Origin of the sequence: Citrobacter sp. 506, assembly GCF_050434985.1 — a bacterium.
Lineage (GTDB): Bacteria > Pseudomonadota > Gammaproteobacteria > Enterobacterales > Enterobacteriaceae > Citrobacter > Citrobacter braakii.
Map to the genome: position 1 here is coordinate 51320 of NZ_JBNDJN010000009.1, position 18095 is coordinate 69414.

Consider the following 18095-nt stretch of genomic DNA (forward strand, 5'->3'; position numbering starts at 1 on the left):
CACCGACCGCTTAACGGTTGGCGTCAAAAACACCACGGCACTGCAATGATTGTTGCGAATGGTTTCCTAAAATCGCTTAAATGGCAATTAAAGCATTCAAAAAATAAATAGATTGTGCGAGAAAGCAGCGATTATGTTGTGAATAAGTAGCGTAATTAGCAGATCACGCTACTTATCAGAGGAGAGAGGGCGTCAGAGGTTGCCGGTATAGTGCCAGCGGAGATAGCGTAATAAGCGAAGTTGACGAGTGATACGGCTTGGCTGCGACAATAAGCGATACAGCCACTCCAGCCCCAGAGTCTGCCAGATTCGCGGCGCACGCTTAACGTGACCGGTAAAGACGTCGTAGGTACCACCGACGCCCATATACAGCGCTTCAGGGTGAATCTTCCGGCAGTCACGCATAAAGATCTCTTGTTTCGGCGAGCCCATCGCCACCGTCACAATCTGCGCACCGCTGGCGTGGATACGTTCAAACAATGCCTGACGCTGGTCCGGGGTAAAATAACCGTCCTGACTGCCTACAATGTTCACGCGCCACTGGGCACGCAGTTTGGCTTCCGTTTGCGCCAGAACTTCAGGCTTGCCACCAATCAGGAAGACAGGCGTTCCTTCCTGCCCGGCTCGCGCCATAAGCGCTTCCCAAAGATCAGCCCCTGCCACGCGTGAAACCTGCGCCTGCGGGAATTTTTTGCGCACTGAGCGCACCACGCTAATCCCATCCGCATATTTGAACTCAGCGGCGTTGATCAAATCCCGCACTTCAGGGTTATCTTCTGCCGTCAGCATCTTCTCAGCGTTGATTGCCACCAGCGTTCCTGACCTGAGATGTCCCTCGGCAAACAGGTAATTTAGCGCATGCTGCATATCGCGCCAGCCAATCAATTGTAGCCCGCGCAGCGAGTAGAGTGGCGCAGTTGTGTTATCTGTCATTACGATCCTTCAATCTGTGTCCGGGGCAGCGATTTGATTCGTTTATGGATGAGTCCCGCACTATCGAATAGCCAAAACAGCAGTTTTGCCACCAGCAGACACACGCCGAAAATCACGAGGAAAAAGACCACTCGCGAGACAAACGAATCCAGCCCTTCACGTGCCAACACGATCATATTGAAAATAGCGCCAAAACAGAAACTGTGCAGAATCGCCGCCTTGTAGCGATTGGTTTCGCGGTTGCCTAACTCATACAGCCAGTCAAACCACTTGATGATGAGTCCAACGACAATCGCGCCTAACGGGATAAACAGCGCCCCGCCCATCACCACCAGTGAACCAATTAACGTCGGCGAAATCGCCAGACCTGAGTGGTTGTTCAACACTTCCCAGGTAAAGTAGTTCGCTGAGTTGAGGACAATACTCGGCCGCCCAGGCCACAGCCAGGAGGGGATAAAGACGTAGAAGTCACGGACAATCGGCGCCAGCCCTTGAAACTCAATATTGTGGTAATTTTGCAGCAACAGCGCCAGATTCTCCCACGGCGAGAAAGTGTCCCGCGTGAGGTACAGGAAAGTATAAAACGCCTCGTCGCCGCTAACGTTCATCCCATAGCGCTTCAGCGCCAGCCAGAACATCCCGACGATACCCAGCACGCCCGCGGCGGCCAGCATCCACAGCGAAATCCAGCCGCGAATGATGCCGATAAACAAGAAGATGGCAAACGCAATGATGATATTGGCGCGCGTCCCGCCAACAATTATATAGGTCAGCAAACCAAACGCGACGGTACTCACCAGAAAGAATAACCACGCTTTGCTGTCCTGACGCAGGAAATAGACCACCAGCATTGCCGGAATGAAGAAGTAGAAGAAACGCTTCAGAGCGACGCCAGAGACTTCGCTGGAAAAAATTTGGCTGTAGGATTGCAGTCTGAACAGCAGGAATCCGTTGTGCATAAAGAAGACGCCCACGCTCACCAATGCAATCGCCATCAGGATAACCCAGGTCAAATGCGCTTCAACGCGATTAATGGTAAATAGCGGCCTGCGTGGCTTATCCTCGACTCGCTTGCGAAGGCGGGTTTTATACGTCACGTAGTAGACGGCATAGAAACAGGCGGCTGACAGCAAGGCCTGCAGCAGGATCTCCGGCGGAGCAACTGCCACATCAAAACGGAACACCAGTATGCTGGTCAACGGGAACCCGAAGAAGAACGTCAGCAAAAACAGCAGTGAGAAGAAAACATTGAAGTTAAAACGCACGCGGCGGAATTCAAACCAGGTCAGCGTGGCGATAAACAAGGTGGAGAGCAGCCATACCACCAGCAGACCGCTAAATTGCATCAGGCTCATACGGTTTCTCCTGAAGCAATACGCAGCGCGTTGTGCCACGGCTGCAGATAATTCGGGCTAAAGAAGGTGATTGAATTTTTATCTACCGATGCCAACTGGCGCTGCGCTTCGCGTACGACGCCTTCATTGAGCTCATCAGTGGTAAATAACACCGGGAGATTCTGTTCCACCATATCCTGCCAGAAGGGATTTTCACGGTTGAGCACGCACGGGATACCGGCCTGAATCAGTAAACACAGGGTACCAATCCCCTGCTGACGGGCAAAAATAAAGTAACCCAAATCACACTGACGTAATAATGTCAGATAGGCATCAAATTCCAGCTTTTCACTTAAAATTTGCAGATTCTCAGCGCTAAACAATGCCAGGCCGGCCTGACGAACCTCGTCGATATAAGCCGCATTATTGGCGGGGTACCCCATCGGTACAATCACATTCACCGTGTCGCCGAACTGCTGATGGACGGCGCGTAGCGCGGCAATATGCTCATTGCTGCGATCGCCAGAGTTGCCAACCAGCACCGTCATCTTGCCGCTGCGCTGACACGCGTTGCTCATATTATTGAGCGAGGGATCCATCCGCGTTGGGAAATAGAGCAACTCGCCACGCACGCGCGGATGATGTTCGGCGAAATAGCTCAAATCACCCCGCGTGGCAAATACGCAGCCCACACGGTTCTGCGCCATACGGCGAATGGGGTAAAACAGGCGAAATTTCAGTCCACTGGAGACTTCATATAAATCCGCGCCCCAGATATGCCAGTAAAACTGCTCTGGTTTAATTCCCCCGCTCAGCAGCGCTAACCACAGGCTGGTGTTGAACTGACCGTGGAAGAAAAATCGCTGTTGGCGATCCGCTTTTGCTTTCGCGATAACCGCTTCAGCCAGCGCCTTTTTCCCACCATAGAAGCTTAGCGATAACGCCGGGCAGTTCTCACTGAATCCGGCATCCTGACCTGCAACCATAAACGTGCGCGCGTGCTCGCTCGTCGCGGCCAGCGAGTCGTTGAAAAACCGCAGCACGGTTTGGTTATGGTGAGGGATATCCGATCCCAGAACGTGAATCAGTACAGTCATACCCGCCTACGCCAGAGTAAAAACACGCCACAACAAAGAGAGAAATAGACAATGTACGTTGCCATGTAAGCCTGTGCCGCGCCCAGCGCACCATGTGCAGGGATCAGCCAATGGGCAAACGCCGTCAATAACATGAACTGGCTAATTTCTGCCAAGATATAAAACCGCAGCGACGCTTTCGCGATCACCAGATAACCGAAAACATAGGCGCCGACTTTCAGCACATCACCGACCAGTTGCCAGGCGAACAGGTCGCGCATGGCGGTGAATTTAGCGGAGAAAAGCAGCCAGATAGCAAAATCGCGCAGTAGCCAGACGGTAAAGCTTGCGGCAGCAACCGCCGGCAGCACGAATTTCAACGACTTTATCACTTCGCGTGTAATATCGCGCTTTTCAGTCAAACGCGACAACGTCGGCAGCAAGTAAACGCTGAATGAGGCGGTGATAAATTGCAGATAAGCATCGGAGATACTGCTCACCCCCTGCCAGATCCCCACATCATCCCAGCTGTACTGCGCCGCCAACAGGTTTCGCATCATCACGTATGCCACTGGCAGCGTTACGGAGGTAATCAGCGCCATCAGCGTAAACTTGCTTAACTGCCCTGCCAGACCGTTATCCCACGAGGGTTTCAGGTAATGCAGGGGGATAGTCCCACGCTTAATCAGCATTATAGCGGCAGGGAGAACGACCAGCGCAGGTACCAGCGCCAGGCCCAGCAAGGCGCCTTCATACCCTCCCAGGCGATAACAGCCATAATAAGCCGCTACACCCACCAGGCTCCCCACAATCAACGACAGCGCGTTACCCGCCGCATCGCGGAAGCCCTTCATCAGCGCCAGCAGCAGGTTCGCCCAGGCAATGCCCATCTGCACCAGCGCAACCAGTCGAACCAGCCCCTGATAATGAGTATGACCAAATAATCCCTGACTGATAGGTGCGGCCGCCAGCAAAAAAATCACCGCCATCAGCGTAGAGAATCCCAGCACCATCGCGGAAGATGTACCGACCACCTTACGGAGCCGGGCCGGATCGTCATAATGCTGCGCAACGTATTTCGTGACGCCATTGAAAATGCCGGCCCCCGCCAACACGCCAAGCACGGTGACCATCTGGCGGAAGTTGCCCGCCTGCCCCACGCCTGCCGGTCCAAACGACACCGCCAGCAACTTCACAACCAGCAAACCTGCGCCAATTTTTACCAGCGTACTGGCCGCCGTCCATAAGGACGCTTTTGCAAGCGACATATCAGGCGAAGTAGTTGAGTAAGGTCGTAATGACTGTTCGCTGGTTCACCGGCGACAGATTGTAAAACAGCGGTAAACGCAGCAGGCGTTCGCTCTCTTGGGTGGTGTAACGATCAACACCGGCAAACACGCCGAATTTATCGCCAGCCGGGCAATCATGCAGCGGGATATAGTGGAACACCGCCATAATTTCAGCTTCTTTCAGGAAGTTAATCAACGCCGTGCGATCGTCGATATCGCGCAGCTTGATGTAAAACATATGGGCATTCTGTACGCAACCCTCCGGTATCGAAGGCAGCTCAATACGCCCGGCACGCGCCAGCGGTTCCAGGGCATCGTAATACTTTTGCCACAGCGCCAGACGCTGCTGGTTAATACGATCAGCCGCTTCCAACTGCGCCCACAGATAAGCCGCCTGCAGATCGGACATCAAATAGCTGGAACCGATATCACGCCAGGTATACTTGTCTACCTGGCCGCGGAAAAACTGACTACGGTTCGTCCCTTTTTCACGGATGATCTCTGCGCGCTCGACTAATTTTTTATCATTAATCAGCGTCGCTCCACCTTCCCCGCCTGCGGTATAGTTTTTGGTCTCATGGAAGCTAAAGCAGCCGATGTGACCAATCGTACCCAGCGCACGCCCCTTGTAGGTCGACATGACGCCCTGGGCGGCATCTTCCACCACATACAGGTTATGTTTAGTGGCCAGCCCCATGATGGTATCCATTTCGCAGGCCACGCCCGCGTAATGTACCGGCACAATAGCGCGGGTTTTATCGGTGATCGCCGCTTCAATCAGCGTTTCGTCAATGTTCATGGTATCCGGGCGAATATCAACAAAGACGATTTTCGCGCCGCGCAACACGAAGGCATTGGCCGTAGAGACAAACGTGTAGCTCGGCATAATGACTTCATCGCCAGGCTGGATATCCAGCAGCAATGCCGCCATCTCAAGCGATGCGGTGCAGGAGGGCGTCAACAGCACTTTCTCGCTGCCAAAATGCTGCTCCAGCCACTGCTGACAGCGACGGGTAAAGCCACCGTCACCACACAGTTTGCCGCTATTCATCGCAGACTGCATGTAATCGAGTTCAGTTCCCACCACCGGCGGTGCATTAAATGGAATCATCGTGTCACCTGTATAACCAATACGCGGTGCTTTCCACATTCGCACCACTGTGTATATAACGTTTAAGCGCGGCGGTGTTACCCATTTGGGTCGCCACACGCAATGTTGTTTTACCGCGGGCCTGTGCCCAGCAAAGCGCGGCCTGCATCAGTTCTGCACCCGCACCACGCCCGGCCAGCAGGCCAATTCGCGCCTCGGTCGCATTCAGTTCACGCAGCGAGACATAGCCACGAATCTCACCAGTCGGTTTACGAAAAACGAGGCATTGGTGATCAAACGTCCCCAGCACCGCGTTTTCAATCCACTGTGCGTAAAAACGCGCGCTGGCATCTTCGGCATACCACGGGGCGCGAAAACGACTTTGCGCAAATGCCTGTCCTGCCAGATGGCGTAATACCGGGATATCCGTAGGTTGCGCGACCTGCGCACCGGGGTCGCCGCAGGCACACGTCACCGGCAGTACAAAATCGACTTCACCTTCTACCATTGAGAAACCCAAATGCTGAAGAGCATCCAATTCATGGCTATTTGCGGCAAGTATTTTTGCTTGTACACGCGACCAGGGCAGCAACGCATCCGCGGTTAGAACCGGCGCGCGTTGGTCAAAACGGACAATGGCGCTATTCACGCCAAAGAACGTATTTTCCCAGCTAAGCGGCTCAATACTGGCGCGGACGAGCACGGAGCAGCTCCAGCAGGTATTGACCATAACCCGTTTTGGCCAGTGAACTGGCGGCACGCTTCACGCCTTCGTCATCCAGCCAACCGTTACGCCAGGCGATTTCTTCCAGACAGGCTATTTTAAAGCCCTGGCGTTTCTCCACCGTCTGCACAAAAGTGCTCGCTTCGATCAAACTGTCATGCGTACCGGTATCCAGCCAGGCAAAGCCACGCCCAAGCAATTCAACCGTCAGATGTCCGTCATCAAGATACATCTGGTTGATAGACGTAATCTCCAGCTCCCCACGCTCAGAAGGTTTCACGCGTTTCGCGTATTCCACCACTTTGCTGTCATAAAAATAGAGCCCTGTCACCGCCCAATTAGATTTCGGCGCTTTCGGCTTCTCTTCCAGAGAGACTGCGCGAAAATTGTCATCAAACTCAACAACACCAAAACGTTCAGGGTCCATGACCTGATAGCCAAACACCGTCGCGCCTTGCGTTCTGGCGGCCACATGACGCAGTTTTGGACTGAATCCTTGACCAAAGAAGATGTTGTCCCCTAACACCAGGCACGATGGTTCACCGTTAAGAAACGTTTCACCGATAATAAAAGCCTGCGCTAATCCATCCGGGCTCGGTTGCTCAGCATAGTGCAGTTCAATGCCGAACTCAGATCCATCGCCCAGCAAACGCTGGAAATAGCCTTTATCTTCCGGAGTGGTGATAATCAGGATTTCGCGAATTCCCGCCAGCATCAGTACCGATAGCGGGTAGTAAATCATCGGCTTATCGTAAATGGGCAATAGTTGCTTCGATACGCCCCGCGTAATGGGATACAAGCGAGTACCTGAGCCACCCGCCAGAATGATACCTTTCATGCGTTGTCTCCTCCGCAAAACCAGGCTGTTAGCCCTTCAGACCTAAACGTTCGCCCTGGTAACTGCCGTCCTGCACGGGTTTCCACCATGCCTGATTATCCAGATACCACTGCACGGTTTTGCGCATTCCACTTTCAAACGTTTCCTGCGGCATCCACCCGAGTTCACGCGCAATTTTTGAAGCGTCAATGGCGTAACGCAAATCATGGCCTGGGCGATCGTCCACAAAAGCGATCAAGTCGCGGTACTGCGCGATGCCCTGCGGTTTATGCGGAGCCAGCTCTTCCAACAGGCTGCAAACCGTTTCGACAACATCCAGGTTTTTACGCTCGTTATGGCCACCAATATTATAGGTTTCCCCAACCGCGCCCGTCGTCGCCACGCAATAGAGCGCCCTGGCGTGATCTTCTACATACAACCAGTCACGGATCTGTTGACCATTGCCATATACCGGCAACGGTTTGCCCGCCAGTGCGTTGAGGATCATCAGCGGAATCAGTTTTTCCGGGAAATGGTACGGACCATAGTTATTGGAACAGTTGGTAATCAGCGTTGGCAGACCGTAGGTACGCAGCCAGGCGCGAACCAGATGATCGCTGCTGGCTTTCGACGCGGAATAAGGGCTGCTCGGCGCATACGGCGTGGTTTCGGTGAAGAAATCATCTGTGGAATGGAGATCGCCATACACCTCGTCAGTCGAGATATGGTGGAAACGAAACGCCAATTTTTCCTCGCTGGCTAATGTACTCCAGTAAGCGCGCGCCGCTTCCAACAGCGTGTAGGTTCCCACAATGTTGGTTTCGATAAAGGCGGCGGGACCATCAATTGAACGATCGACATGGCTTTCTGCAGCCAGATGCATCACGCAGTTCGGCTGATATTGTTGAAACACCCTGTCGAGCGATGCCCGATCGCAAATATCCACTTTCTCAAAGGCAAAACGGGAATTCTGCGCAACCGGCTCCAGCGACATCAGGTTTCCGGCGTAGGTCAGCTTATCGACCACAACCACCGCATCCTCGGTATCATGAATGATGTGTCGCACAACCGCCGAGCCGATAAATCCCGCTCCACCGGTAACCAGAATTCGTTTCATTAGCGCCAGACCCCTTTGGTATCAACGATGTACTGCTGTTGAACCGCATCGCCTTTGATGCCTTTAAATTCATTATGGTCAACCAACATGACCAACACATCAGCACGTGCCAGAGCATCGTCCAGCGTCGCCAGTTGGCAAAGACCATCCAGTTTTTTCGGCAGTTGATGGATGTTCGGTTCCACCACCAGCATTTCGCCTTTGTGCCATTGCGCAATATTCTGCGCAATTCCCATCGCCGGGCTTTCACGCAAATCGTCAATATTGGGTTTGAATGCCAGACCAAAACAGGCAATTTTCACTTCGCTAGCCCGTTTGTTGGTATCCGCCAGACAGTCGGCTACGGCAGCCTTTACCCGATCGACCACCCAATGCGGTTTACCATCGTTTACCTCACGCGCGGTGCGGATCAATTTCGCCTGCTGCGGGTTCTGCGCCACGATAAACCACGGATCGACCGCGATACAGTGTCCACCTACGCCAGGGCCGGGCTGCAAAATATTCACGCGTGGATGCCGGTTTGCCAGGCGAATCAGTTCCCAGACGTTGATCCCCTGATCGGCGCAAATCAGCGACAGTTCATTGGCGAAGGCGATATTGACATCGCGAAAGCTATTTTCCGTCAGCTTACACATTTCTGCGGTGCGGGCGTTGGTCACCACACATTCGCCTTCGAGAAAGATGTTGTACAGCTCGCTGGCGCGCGCGGAACAGACGGAGGTCATTCCTCCAATCACCCGATCGTTTTTAATCAGTTCGACCATTACCTGACCCGGCAGTACGCGCTCTGGGCAATAAGCAATGTTAACGTCCGCCTGTTCACCGACCTGCTGCGGGAAAGTCAGGTCAGCCCGCATTTCTGCAAGCCATGCGGCCATCTGTTCAGTTGCCCCGACAGGTGAAGTGGATTCCAGAATAACCAATGCGCCTTTTTTCAAAACTGGCGCAATAGATTTCGCCGCGGCTTCTACGTAGACCATATCGGGTTCATGATCTCCCTTGAACGGGGTAGGCACCGCAATCAGATACGCATCAGCATCTACGGGTGTCGCGCTCGCACGTAAAAACCCATTTTCGACCGCCGTTTTCACCACCGCACCCAGATCGGGCTCAACGATGTGAATTTCACCGCGATTAATGGTATCCACCGCATGTTGATTTATATCTACGCCAATTACGTGTTTTTGACGGGAAGCAAAGGCAGCCGCCGTTGGCAGTCCGATATAACCCAGCCCAATGACAGAAATGGTCGTAAAACTCATAGCGATATCCGATTATTTTTTAATGCATCTAAAATGCGGTCACATGCCAGCCCGTCTCCATACGGATTATGGGCGCGGCTCATGATCTGATATTCATTGTCGTCATGCAGTAAACGCGTGACTTCTTCAACAATCCGCTGTGGGTCTGTACCTACCAGGCGTACAGTCCCTGCGGTAATAGCTTCCGGGCGCTCCGTTGTTTCGCGCATCACCAGCACAGGTTTCCCCAGAGACGGCGCTTCTTCCTGAATCCCGCCGGAATCAGTAAGGATCAGCCAGGCGTGATTCATCAGCCATACGAATGGCAGGTAGTCCTGCGGTTCAATCAACACCACATTTTCAACGTGACCCAGGATGCGATTGACCGGCTCACTGACGTTAGGGTTCAGGTGTACCGGATAGACAATCTGCACATTTTGGTTAGACGCGGCTATTTCCGCCAGGGCATGACAGATTTGCTCAAAACCGCGACCGAAGCTTTCCCGACGATGACCGGTCACCAGGATCATCTTTTTATCAGCATCCAGGAAAGGATAACGTTCGGCCAGATCCGCACGCAGCGTCTCATTTCCCAATACGCGATCCCGAACCCAGATCAACGCGTCAATAACCGTATTACCCGTGACGAAAATACGCTCATCAGGGATAGCTTCTCGTAACAGATTTTGGCGCGAGTTTTCTGTTGGGGCAAAATGATACATTGCCAGACGCCCGGTCAGCGTACGATTAGCCTCTTCCGGCCATGGTGAATAGAGATCGCCTGTACGTAAACCAGCCTCTACATGCCCCACCGGGATGCGCTGATAGAACGCGGCCAAACTGGTAGCAATCGTGGTTGTGGTATCACCATGAACCAACACCACATCGGGTTTGAATTCAGCCAAAATAGGCTTTAACCCTTCCAGGATGCGGCAGGTTATTTCTGTTAGTCCCTGACCTGGCTGCATAATATTGAGATCGTAGTCAGGTACAATGGAAAAAAGATTCAACACCTGATCGAGCATCTCCCGATGCTGCGCCGTAACGCAAACTTTCGCCTCAAAATCAGGATCTTTTTCCAGCGCATGAACCAGAGGAGCCATCTTAATGGCCTCCGGTCGCGTACCAAATACAGTCAGTACTTTCACATCGATTCTCTTCGGATTGGCAGTGAGAGCCCAGCCCCTCACTGCAACGGCATTGCTAAATCGTACGGCGACGGGTTAACGCGACACCAGCACCGATCAGAGCCCCAACGATACCCCACATAATCATCAGGAAGGCGCGACGAGGGCTGTCACGTTTTACCGGCTCTTCCGGCGTTCTCAAATAACGATAGGTCTGAAAACGCGGATCTAAAGTTGGTCCAACGTTCAGGGTGTTCAGCATTGCCCTGTTCTGGAAATAGTCCAGATCGAAATCCGGACCAATTGACTGCAGATTCTCGAGTCGCGCCTGCAACATAGGACGTCCGAGTAAGAACAATTCTGAATCCGGCAATTCATCAGCTGGAACATCTGTGGAAGTACGCGAAATATTATGCTGCTCAGCAATTTTAAGCGCTTGTTCAATGCTGTGGACGCGGCGAGAGAAAATGGATTTTGCCACTTCTTCCTGACGTTTAACCTGCGCTTTCATCTGCACAGTGCGTGCAGCCCATGCGCCTTTTAACTCATCGTTCAGATGACGTGCCGCGCGTTGGCTGGCAAACGCGACGTACTGGCGCAGCAAATTGTTGGCATCAGGAGCCGTCTCGGCAATCAGCTTCACGCTGTCATTGGTATTACGCAGCGCATCGCCAGGCAAAAACTGAATGTTATTGATCAGTTCATCCAGCATCGCCGCATCGGCTTTGCTATTACCGACCATACGCTGCTTATAGTAATCAGTCTGCTGCCAGAATTCTCGGCGTGTATCCCAGGAGGCAAGCTGCATAATGAATTCTTTATAGGCCTCATCCATTACTGACGGTTGGTCCGTGGACGCAAGACTGGCCTTAATATCCAGGTTGCGTAAAAACTGCTGTTGAGAGTAAAAGCCACCCAACATATTGACCGTTGGCCTGTCCGTAATCGCCGTGGCGCTCCACTCCTGACGCGCAAAAAACGTATAGGCGAGGGCCGCTATCGCGAAGGCGAGAGCCATACCGACGATCCACACCTTCCCTGACCACAAGGTACGAAACAACCCACGGATATCCAGTTCATTTTCAGCGCTCACGGCATCTTCCCCCGGTAATGGTTGTCTCATCGTACCCTCAATTTATTTGGTTAAGTCTGGTTTACTTTCACGGTTTCTACGCAACTTGCGCTTCAAACGTTTGATAAATCTCGCTACCTTCCAGGCCCGTTTAATACAGATGTCGTACAAGACAAACGCCAGTAAAAAAAACACCAACATCACCCACTCCGGGACAATGCGAGAATATTCAGCCAGCACGCCAATAGATGCCAGAATAGCTGCAGCCAGGGTAATCAGGACAAAAGCCTGTCGGGAGGTAAATCCGGCGCGCATGATTAAATGGTGAATATGTTGGCGATCCGGGGAGAAAGGGCTCATGCCCTTGCGTAAGCGACGATACATAATTGCCACCATATCCATTAACGGAATGGCAATAATCCACAAAGCGGTGACCGGGCTGATAGGATGCGTTGGCCCCTGGGTAGTCTCCAGCAGGATCCAAATCACCGTGAAGCCAATCAGCGTACTGCCCGCATCCCCCATAAAAACTTTATAGCGGCGTCCGAGAATACCCAGATTCAGCAGGATGTAAGGCAGAATGGCGGCGATCATGGCAAAACACCAGATGGCCAGGCTTGTTTGACCATCGAACCACAGGATAAGCCCCATAGCGGCGAATGACACGCTAGATAATCCACCCAACAGACCATCAATCCCATCCACCATATTGAAGGCGTTTATTGCCGCCCAGACGGCAAACAGGGTAAGGAAATATCCAAAAGGACCGAGCACCATCTCCCAGGGGCCGAAAATATAGCCAAGGCTTAGCAGATAGAGTTTACCCACCGTCATCATAATGATGCCGATAAGGGCCTGGATGGTTGCGCGGATTTTTACACTGATATCAAAACGATCGTCCAGGGCACCTATAAACACCAGTACACCAGCACAACCCAGGTAGAGAGTAGCATGCGGGATATAGTAATCGGCGATAAGAAACGTAAAGCAAATGCCTGCGTAAACCGAAATCCCCCCAACCAGCGGAATCAGTCCCTGATGACGTTTGCGGAAGTTGGGTTTATCCACCAATCCAATCTTTTTCGCGACCTTGCGGGCAAAGAAAAGAAACAGCGTTGTGAATAAAAAAATACTGATGAGATCAGTACTTGCTGTCAATAAATTCACTATACATGCTCTCAGAGAATATCAATACACGAAGTATAACCATCCAGCCAATTATTCAGAAGAGAAACCCGACTCAATATCAGCTCCATATCAGGTGGTTCTATATGATTAGCAACCACAAAATACGAATTTCAACCCTTCTTCGCCATGCGGTATGTCATACCGTATTATCGTTATTGTGTCGTTAAGATTACAGCCACAAAAGCAAAACGCCACGTAAAAACGTGGCGTTTTCGGATGAGACCTGAATTACGAACGTTTCATCATGTCGAAGAAGTCGTCATTAGTCTTGGTCATCGCCAGCTTGTTAATGAGGAATTCCATGGCATCAATTTCACCCATCGGATGGATGATTTTGCGCAGGATCCACATTTTCTGCAGCTCTTCCTGGGTGGTGAGCAGCTCTTCTTTACGGGTACCGGAACGGTTGTAGTCGATAGCCGGGAAGACGCGTTTTTCAGCAATCTTACGAGAGAGATGCAGTTCCATGTTGCCGGTACCTTTAAACTCTTCGTAGATAACTTCATCCATTTTAGAGCCGGTATCGATCAGCGCAGTCGCGATGATGGTCAGGCTACCGCCCTCTTCCACGTTACGCGCCGCACCGAAGAAACGCTTCGGACGATGCAAGGCGTTGGCATCAACACCACCGGTCAAAACTTTACCGGAAGCCGGAACCACGGTGTTGTAAGCACGCGCCAGACGGGTGATGGAATCGAGCAGAATGATAACGTCTTTCTTGTGTTCAACCAGACGTTTCGCCTTCTCGATAACCATTTCCGCAACCTGAACGTGGCGGGAGGCTGGTTCGTCAAAGGTAGACGCAACCACTTCACCTTTCACCAGACGCTGCATCTCGGTAACTTCTTCCGGACGTTCGTCAATCAGCAGCACCATCAGCACGCAGTCCGGATGGTTGTAAGCAATGCTCTGCGCGATGTTCTGCAGCAGCATGGTTTTACCTGCTTTCGGCGGAGCAACAATCAGACCACGTTGGCCACGACCGATCGGTGATGCCAGATCCAGTACACGCGCCGTTAAGTCTTCAGTAGAACCGTTACCACGTTCCATACGCAGACGAGAGTTTGCGTGCAGCGGTGTTAAGTTCTCAAAGAGGATTTTGTTACGGGCGTTTTCTGGTTTGTCGTAGTTAACTTCGTTAACTTTCAACAGCGCAAAGTAGCGTTCACCTTCTTTCGGCGGGCGAATCTTACCAGAGATGGTATCACCAGTGCGGAGGTTGAAACGGCGGATTTGGCTGGGAGAAACGTAGATGTCATCAGGACCGGCGAGGTAGGAGCTGTCTGCAGAGCGGAGGAAACCAAATCCATCCTGCAATATCTCCAGCACACCGTCACCAAAGATATCTTCGCCACTCTTTGCGTGCTGCTTCAGGATGGCAAAAATAATGTCCTGCTTGCGCATACGAGCCAGGTTTTCAAGGCCCATATTTTCGCCGAGAGTGATCAGCTCAGAAACCGGCGTATTCTTTAATTCGGTAAGATTCATAATGGTGTGAGTTCTTAAACTTGGGGTAAATCTCGAACTTAATGTTGTGAATGGTATGGCAGGGTCATCCATGCCTGTTTACGGCCATCAACTCATGTCTGTTCGCTGTCTGGTCACAGGAAAGTACGCAGAACTGAAACGACAAGACGGATTGAGTGACAAGCCAGGAATCTGTCCACTTCTCGCGCGAGAAACAACGGGAAGTATTGGATATAACTAGATTCAAACTTAATAAGGTATGTTTAATACGAAGTCAACACTAACTTAGCACGACTCAAGTCGGGCGTCCAGTCATCCGAATCATTTCGAAGTATGGTCGCCCGATCATGAGACTTCCTTACGCTAAATTAGCGTCGAGGAATTCTTTCAACTGACCTTTGGATAGTGCGCCGACTTTAGTCGCCGCAACTTCGCCGTTTTTAAACAGCAGCAGGGTCGGGATGCCACGGATACCATACTTCGGCGCGGTGCCTGGGTTTTGGTCAATGTTCAGTTTAGCAACCGTCAATTTGCCCTGATATTCGTCAGCGATTTCATCCAGAATTGGAGCGATCATTTTGCACGGACCGCACCACTCTGCCCAGAAATCAACGAGGATAGCTCCGTCCGCTTTGAGTACATCCGTGTCAAAACTGTCGTCAGTCAGGTGAATAATTTTATCGCTCATATTAACTCCACAGGAATAAGCCTGGTGCGTTGGTGTACTCTTAATCAACGACGTGTTGATGTAGCATTAACCAACTAAAGGTTGACTTTATTTCACCGGATACGCTTTCGTAAAGCAATAGTAAGCTGATATTCTACCACACTATGAGCAAAACACATTTAACAGAACAGAAGTTTTCCGACTTCGCCCTGCACCCAAAGGTGATAGAAGCCATTGAAAATAAAGGCTTTCATAACTGCACGCCCATTCAGGCCCTCGCGCTGCCGCTAACGCTGGCAGGTCGTGATGTTGCAGGGCAGGCGCAAACCGGTACCGGAAAAACGATGGCGTTCCTGACGTCAACGTTTCATTATCTTCTCTCTCATCCCGCGATTGCCGATCGCAAGGTGAACCAACCGCGTGCGTTAATTATGGCGCCAACGCGTGAGTTAGCCGTGCAGATCCACGCTGACGCCGAGCCGCTGGCACAGACCACCGGTTTGAAATTAGGCCTGGCTTATGGCGGCGACGGTTACGACAAACAGCTGAAAGTGCTGGAAAGCGGCGTCGATATTCTTATCGGCACGACCGGTCGTCTCATCGACTATGCAAAACAGAACCACATTAACCTGGGCGCGATTCAGGTCGTGGTGCTGGATGAAGCCGATCGTATGTACGATCTGGGCTTTATCAAAGATATCCGTTGGCTGTTCCGTCGTATGCCGCCAACCACCCAACGTCTGAACATGCTGTTTTCTGCAACCCTCTCTTACCGCGTTCGCGAACTGGCGTTCGAACAGATGAATAACGCCGAGTACGTTGAAGTCGAACCGGAACAGAAGACAGGTCACCGTATTAAAGAAGAGCTCTTCTATCCTTCCAACGAAGAGAAAATGCGTTTGCTGCAAACGCTGATTGAAGAAGAGTGGCCAGATCGCGCCATCGTCTTTGCTAACACCAAGCATCGTTGTGAAGATATCTGGGGTAGTCTTGCCGCTGACGGTCATCGCGTCGGTCTGCTGACCGGTGACGTGGCGCAGAAAAAACGTCTGCGTATCCTTGATGAGTTCACCCGTGGCGATCTCGACATTCTCGTTGCGACGGATGTCGCCGCGCGTGGTCTGCATATCCCAGCCGTAACGCACGTATTTAACTATGACCTGCCGGATGACTGTGAAGATTACGTTCACCGTATCGGTCGTACCGGTCGCGCCGGTGCAAGCGGTCACTCTATCAGCCTGGCCTGTGAAGAATACGCGCTGAATTTACCAGCAATCGAGACCTATATCGGTCACTCGATCCCGGTCAGCAAGTACAACCCGGATGCGCTGATGACCGATCTGCCGAAGCCGTTACGCTTAACGCGTCCGCGCACAGGCAATGGCCCACGCCGTACCGGTGGTGCTCCGCGTAATCGTCGTCGTTCAGGTTAACGTTAGATATGCTCACAACCACTTCGCTGTACGCCGCAATTGATTTAGGCTCGAATAGTTTTCATATGCTGGTTGTACGCGAGGTGGCGGGAAGCATTCAGACACTCACGCGTATTAAACGCAAGGTGCGTCTGGCCGCTGGCCTCAACAGCGACAACGTTCTTTCCGCTGAAGCTATGGAGCGCGGCTGGCAATGCCTGCGCCTGTTTGCTGAACGTCTGCAGGATATCCCTCAGCCGCAAATCCGCGTGGTCGCCACGGCAACATTACGCATCGCGGTAAACGCCGATGAGTTTATCGCCAAAGCGCAAGAGATCCTCGGCTGTCCTGTCCAGGTCATCAGCGGCGAAGAAGAAGCGCGGCTGATTTATCAAGGTGTTGCCCACACCACCGGCGGCGCCGATCAGCGTCTGGTCGTTGATATTGGCGGTGCCAGTACTGAACTGGTTACCGGCTCCGGCGCGCAAACCACCTCTCTGTTCAGCCTGTCAATGGGCTGCGTCACCTGGCTCGAAAGGTATTTCACCAATCGTAATCTGGCACAGGAAAACTTTGACGAAGCAGAGAAAGCGGCTCGCGAAGTTCTGCGCCCGGTCGCCGACAAACTGCGTTTTCATGGCTGGAAAGTTTGCGTTGGTGCCTCTGGCACCGTCCAGGCGTTACAGGAAATCATGATGGCGCAAGGCATGGATGAGCGCATTACGTTGGCCAAGCTTCAGCAGCTTAAACAGCGCGCCATTCATTGTGGTCGTCTGGAAGAGCTGGAAATAGAAGGGTTAACGCTGGAACGCGCACTGGTTTTTCCCAGCGGACTGGCCATTCTGATCGCCATTTTCACCGAACTGAATATTCAATGCATGACACTGGCCGGCGGCGCACTACGCGAAGGTCTGGTCTACGGAATGCTGCACTTGCCGGTTGATCAGGACATTCGCAGCCGTACGCTGCGTAATATTCAGCGTCGATTTATGGTCGACACCGATCAGGCGAATCGCGTCACGCAATTGGCTGTACATTTACTCGAACAGGTGAAAGATGAGTGGCATCTTGAAGCCATTTGTCGTGAACTGCTGCAAAGTGCCTGTCAGTTGCATGAAATAGGACTGAGCGTAGAATATAAGCAGGCGCCACTGCATGCCGCCTGGCTGGTACGTAATCTCGATCTCCCGGGCTTTACTCCCGCGCAGAAAAAACTGTTAGCCACGCTGTTGCTCAACCAAACTAATCCGGTCGATCTCTCTTCACTCCACCAGCAAAACGCTGTGCCACCACGCATCGCTGAGCACCTTTGCCGTTTGCTACGCCTGGCGATCATTTTCGCCGCTCGCCGTCGCGACGATTTAGTGCCACATATCACCCTGCAAGCTCAGGATGAGAATCTGACGTTAACGCTACCGGAAGGCTGGCTGGAACATCATCCATTAGGTACAGAGTTAATCGATCAGGAAATACAGTGGCAAAGCTATGTCCACTGGCCGCTGGAAGTGCATTAGATGCTGGCTGCCGGATAGCGCTTACGC

Annotated in this window: 17 protein-coding genes; 2 read left to right on the top strand and 15 right to left on the bottom strand. The window is 52.2% G+C overall.

Features of this window, described 5'->3' with window-relative positions; translation table 11 throughout:
- Window positions 1-192: 192 nt before the first annotated feature.
- The 15 genes from wecG to trxA all read right to left on the bottom strand — a co-directional run bounded on the left by wecG (window position 193) and on the right by trxA (window position 15163).
- Window positions 193-933, bottom strand: coding sequence for a lipopolysaccharide N-acetylmannosaminouronosyltransferase (gene wecG / locus ABIE10_RS22750; protein ID WP_047358750.1), 741 nt, complete (start codon window positions 931-933; stop codon window positions 193-195).
- Window positions 933-2288 (bottom strand): ECA oligosaccharide polymerase, encoded by a 1356-nt coding sequence (wzyE, locus tag ABIE10_RS22755; RefSeq protein ID WP_103767360.1) that lies wholly within the window; start codon window positions 2286-2288, stop codon window positions 933-935. Before wzyE ends, wecG begins: the two co-directional genes overlap by 1 nt.
- Complete coding sequence (locus ABIE10_RS22760) at window positions 2285-3364, bottom strand: TDP-N-acetylfucosamine:lipid II N-acetylfucosaminyltransferase (protein WP_279265398.1); 1080 nt, start codon at window positions 3362-3364, stop codon at window positions 2285-2287. The genes wzyE and ABIE10_RS22760 overlap by 4 nt, the downstream gene beginning before the upstream one ends.
- Complete coding sequence (gene wzxE, locus ABIE10_RS22765; RefSeq protein WP_279263655.1) at window positions 3361-4611, bottom strand: lipid III flippase WzxE; 1251 nt, start codon at window positions 4609-4611, stop codon at window positions 3361-3363. Before wzxE ends, ABIE10_RS22760 begins: the two co-directional genes overlap by 4 nt.
- A gap of 1 nt (window position 4612) precedes the next feature.
- The gene (rffA, locus tag ABIE10_RS22770; RefSeq protein WP_200047449.1) at window positions 4613-5743 is read right to left on the bottom strand and encodes a dTDP-4-amino-4,6-dideoxygalactose transaminase; all 1131 of its coding nucleotides are present in this window, start codon (window positions 5741-5743) and stop codon (window positions 4613-4615) included.
- Between the two features lie 4 nt (window positions 5744-5747).
- Complete coding sequence (gene rffC, locus ABIE10_RS22775) at window positions 5748-6425, bottom strand: dTDP-4-amino-4,6-dideoxy-D-galactose acyltransferase (RefSeq protein WP_279263656.1); 678 nt, start codon at window positions 6423-6425, stop codon at window positions 5748-5750.
- Window positions 6403-7284, bottom strand: coding sequence for a glucose-1-phosphate thymidylyltransferase RfbA (gene rfbA, locus ABIE10_RS22780; RefSeq protein WP_016155112.1), 882 nt, complete (start codon window positions 7282-7284; stop codon window positions 6403-6405). The genes rffC and rfbA overlap by 23 nt, the downstream gene beginning before the upstream one ends.
- A gap of 28 nt (window positions 7285-7312) precedes the next feature.
- A complete protein-coding gene (gene rffG, locus ABIE10_RS22785; protein ID WP_153689860.1) occupies window positions 7313-8380 on the bottom strand; it encodes a dTDP-glucose 4,6-dehydratase in 1068 nt (355 codons plus the stop codon).
- A complete protein-coding gene (gene wecC, locus ABIE10_RS22790) occupies window positions 8380-9642 on the bottom strand; it encodes a UDP-N-acetyl-D-mannosamine dehydrogenase (protein ID WP_047358756.1) in 1263 nt (420 codons plus the stop codon). The genes rffG and wecC overlap by 1 nt, the downstream gene beginning before the upstream one ends.
- A complete protein-coding gene (wecB, locus tag ABIE10_RS22795; RefSeq protein WP_235117463.1) occupies window positions 9639-10769 on the bottom strand; it encodes a non-hydrolyzing UDP-N-acetylglucosamine 2-epimerase in 1131 nt (376 codons plus the stop codon). Before wecB ends, wecC begins: the two co-directional genes overlap by 4 nt.
- Before the next feature lie 55 nt (window positions 10770-10824).
- Window positions 10825-11871: an ECA polysaccharide chain length modulation protein gene (gene wzzE / locus ABIE10_RS22800; RefSeq protein WP_016155108.1), complete on the bottom strand. Its 1047-nt coding sequence runs from the start codon at window positions 11869-11871 to the stop codon at window positions 10825-10827.
- 12 nt (window positions 11872-11883) lie between these two features.
- Entirely contained in the window at window positions 11884-12987 is a 1104-nt protein-coding gene (wecA, locus tag ABIE10_RS22805; RefSeq protein WP_053389656.1) for a UDP-N-acetylglucosamine--undecaprenyl-phosphate N-acetylglucosaminephosphotransferase, read from the bottom strand.
- Window positions 12988-13236: 249 nt separating this feature from the next.
- Window positions 13237-14496: a transcription termination factor Rho gene (rho, locus tag ABIE10_RS22810; RefSeq protein WP_002437993.1), complete on the bottom strand. Its 1260-nt coding sequence runs from the start codon at window positions 14494-14496 to the stop codon at window positions 13237-13239.
- Window positions 14497-14583: 87 nt separating this feature from the next.
- Complete coding sequence (locus tag ABIE10_RS22815) at window positions 14584-14703, bottom strand: rho operon leader peptide (protein WP_049259789.1); 120 nt, start codon at window positions 14701-14703, stop codon at window positions 14584-14586.
- 130 nt (window positions 14704-14833) lie between these two features.
- A complete protein-coding gene (gene trxA / locus ABIE10_RS22820; protein WP_001280776.1) occupies window positions 14834-15163 on the bottom strand; it encodes a thioredoxin TrxA in 330 nt (109 codons plus the stop codon).
- A gap of 143 nt (window positions 15164-15306) precedes the next feature.
- Between trxA and rhlB the strand changes: the two genes are divergently transcribed.
- Together rhlB and gppA are read left to right on the top strand one after the other, a co-directional pair.
- On the top strand, window positions 15307-16575 hold the full coding sequence (rhlB, locus tag ABIE10_RS22825; RefSeq protein ID WP_218658816.1) for an ATP-dependent RNA helicase RhlB: 1269 nt from the start codon (window positions 15307-15309) through the stop codon (window positions 16573-16575).
- An 8-nt stretch (window positions 16576-16583) separates the two neighbouring features.
- Window positions 16584-18068 carry a guanosine-5'-triphosphate,3'-diphosphate diphosphatase gene (gene gppA / locus ABIE10_RS22830; RefSeq protein ID WP_181636113.1) on the top strand — a complete coding sequence of 495 codons (1485 nt, stop codon included), beginning with the start codon at window positions 16584-16586 and terminating at the stop codon, window positions 18066-18068.
- Window positions 18069-18095: the final 27 nt, after the last annotated feature.

What these genes read in the sequence shown, in the direction of transcription:
- wecC (WP_047358756.1), bottom strand. Translation starts at nt 9,642, where the DNA reads ATGAGTTTTACGACCATTTCTGTCATTGGGCTGGGTTATATCGGACTG.
- rfbA (WP_016155112.1), bottom strand. Translation starts at nt 7,284, where the DNA reads ATGAAAGGTATCATTCTGGCGGGTGGCTCAGGTACTCGCTTGTATCCC.
- gppA (WP_181636113.1), top strand. Translation starts at nt 16,584, where the DNA reads ATGCTCACAACCACTTCGCTGTACGCCGCAATTGATTTAGGCTCGAAT.
- rffG (WP_153689860.1), bottom strand. Translation starts at nt 8,380, where the DNA reads ATGAAACGAATTCTGGTTACCGGTGGAGCGGGATTTATCGGCTCGGCG.
- trxA (WP_001280776.1), bottom strand. Translation starts at nt 15,163, where the DNA reads ATGAGCGATAAAATTATTCACCTGACTGACGACAGTTTTGACACGGAT.
- wzzE (WP_016155108.1), bottom strand. Translation starts at nt 11,871, where the DNA reads ATGAGACAACCATTACCGGGGGAAGATGCCGTGAGCGCTGAAAATGAA.
- wzyE (WP_103767360.1), bottom strand. Translation starts at nt 2,288, where the DNA reads ATGAGCCTGATGCAATTTAGCGGTCTGCTGGTGGTATGGCTGCTCTCC.
- rffA (WP_200047449.1), bottom strand. Translation starts at nt 5,743, where the DNA reads ATGATTCCATTTAATGCACCGCCGGTGGTGGGAACTGAACTCGATTAC.
- ABIE10_RS22760 (WP_279265398.1), bottom strand. Translation starts at nt 3,364, where the DNA reads ATGACTGTACTGATTCACGTTCTGGGATCGGATATCCCTCACCATAAC.
- rhlB (WP_218658816.1), top strand. Translation starts at nt 15,307, where the DNA reads ATGAGCAAAACACATTTAACAGAACAGAAGTTTTCCGACTTCGCCCTG.
- rho (WP_002437993.1), bottom strand. Translation starts at nt 14,496, where the DNA reads ATGAATCTTACCGAATTAAAGAATACGCCGGTTTCTGAGCTGATCACT.
- wecG (WP_047358750.1), bottom strand. Translation starts at nt 933, where the DNA reads ATGACAGATAACACAACTGCGCCACTCTACTCGCTGCGCGGGCTACAA.
- wzxE (WP_279263655.1), bottom strand. Translation starts at nt 4,611, where the DNA reads ATGTCGCTTGCAAAAGCGTCCTTATGGACGGCGGCCAGTACGCTGGTA.